This window comes from Maribacter sp. 4G9, assembly GCF_002742265.1.
Lineage (GTDB): Bacteria > Bacteroidota > Bacteroidia > Flavobacteriales > Flavobacteriaceae > Maribacter.
Genome location: NZ_MDGL01000080.1, coordinates 1 through 1,975 on the forward strand (window position 1 = coordinate 1; position 1,975 = coordinate 1,975).

At 33.0% G+C, this 1,975-nt stretch carries 1 protein-coding gene; it reads right to left on the bottom strand.

The window, feature by feature from the left end:
- Positions 1-196 precede the first annotated feature (196 nt).
- On the bottom strand, positions 197-1,624 hold the full coding sequence (locus BFP75_RS10200; protein ID WP_099545270.1) for a S41 family peptidase: 1,428 nt from the start codon (positions 1,622-1,624) through the stop codon (positions 197-199).
- Positions 1,625-1,975: the final 351 nt, after the last annotated feature.

Below are 1,975 nucleotides of genomic sequence, written 5' to 3' on the forward strand. Positions count from 1 at the left end.
TAATGACACCAGCTTTGGCAAGATGGGCCAAAAGTGCCCTTGAACCGTTGTTCGGTGCTTTTGTAAGGCATCCAAGATTAGCGCTGCCAATCTAAGGCGGACCAAAAAAAGCCCCGTAAAGAGGCTTGTACGGATCCATTTTTTCACGGATTAATATCTTGTGCAACGGTTACCATTGTTGGCTGTAGTTTTTGATTCATTTATTTCCTATCAATTCAAATACTTTTTCAATAGCCTCATCTCCATTATTTAGTTTTCTTGCCAAATATTGAATGAATTGAGCCTCTTCTTTTGGATAGTCAATTTCTATATCTGGAGGAATACCAACCTGTTCAAAACAATCTCCATTGTAGTTTGCTAAAATTTCGTTAGACAAATACAAATCCCATCCATTAGGTAATTTTTTTTCCAAAACATCTGATGTAATTCCCATTGTTCTAGAACCAATAATTTTTATGTTTTTTATCGGCATAGAAGCTATTAATAATGATTCAGGTGCGCTAGATGTTTGATGGCTTGTGAGGAAAAATACTGGCTTGTTATATGTTTTGTCCGTTGGTGTAACAAAAAAAGATTGTGGTTCTGTATAACCTGCGATGGTTTTTGCCTTTTTGCTAAATACTTTTGTTCTCGAATTGATAAAATGCTTTAATATTTCTAATGAAACTGCATCATACCCTCCATAATTGAAACGTAAATCCAAAATTATTGCATCTGTATTTTTTAATTTATCTATAATGGAACTCATAAATTTCTTTACACCTTCAATCTCATCTTCTTGATAGTTGGGATTTTGGTTTGATTCATTTAAATATGCAAATAGAAAATCATAGCCAAATAAGGAATCCGAAACACCATAATCAGAAAAGAATATCATATTATTAAGTTGGATATAGCCAATATTATTTTCTGTTACTCCATAATTTAGGAGTCCGTTTCCGTGCAAACTCTTACCATATTTAATGGGGTCTTTCACGTATTTATTTAAAATATTTTCTTCTAATTCCGCAATTGTTAGATTAGCGGTACTTTCAGTTTCTTCAAGAGCATCCGATTTTTCTTCATATGCATTCATTATATCTTCTGTTGGTCTTACAGATGTGTGTTCGTCATTTAATTTATCTGTTATTTCTATTAGTATTTCGTACAGCTCTAATTCATTTTTAATGGTATCGAGTTTATTCTTATATTGTTCACGTATACTCTGCCAGTTCAACTTCCTTTCTTTGAAAAAAGCATAATTTTCATTTAAAGTGTGCCAAAAAACATCAAAATTCAATTTTAGGTTTTTTCTTTGAATGGAGTCATTGATGAACTTTTCTTTTGGAAGTTCCTTGATTCTATGCAAGTAATAATTTGTTATTCCCAATTTTAGGTTTATGGTATCTTCACTAATTACATTAAATTTCCCTAATTGGTTAATCTCGCTTCTTTTTAAGGACGAATTGATTATGCAGGAAATTTTAGTGTTGTCGTAAGTATTGACTTCATTGTCCGTAATCTCAATTATTTTTCCGTAGCCGTCCATTTGCCAAATTCCATTTATTGAATCCTTTATGTTAATTTGTCCAAACCCAATTTGAATATTAAGTAATGATAAGATTAAGTAAAAGGTTGTTTTCATTATTCAACTTGGGATTTTGTTCAAATTACAGCCAACGGTCCCGTATATGAAAAGTACGTCTGTGTTAATGAGCGTAATTTTTCAGCCGAGATGATGTGTTATTAAGGTTGGGGAGTTTCTAAATATAGCCAAAAATGGGCGGATTTTTTATATACTTTGTTGGCAACTGGCTGTGTGTCCTGTGCTATTCAAGGATGCAATATAAGGATAAGTTCTTTGAAATGAATAGCAAACTGTAATTGAGATGAGAGGATAGTTTTATGAGGACTATGGTCTTTCGGCTGGGATGTATAGGCAAATCAGTCAAACCGCCTTATGGGGCTTAGTTTTCACGACTTGGTCTTGAGCGAT

What these genes read in the sequence shown, in the direction of transcription:
- BFP75_RS10200 (WP_099545270.1), bottom strand. Translation starts at nt 1,624, where the DNA reads ATGAAAACAACCTTTTACTTAATCTTATCATTACTTAATATTCAAATT.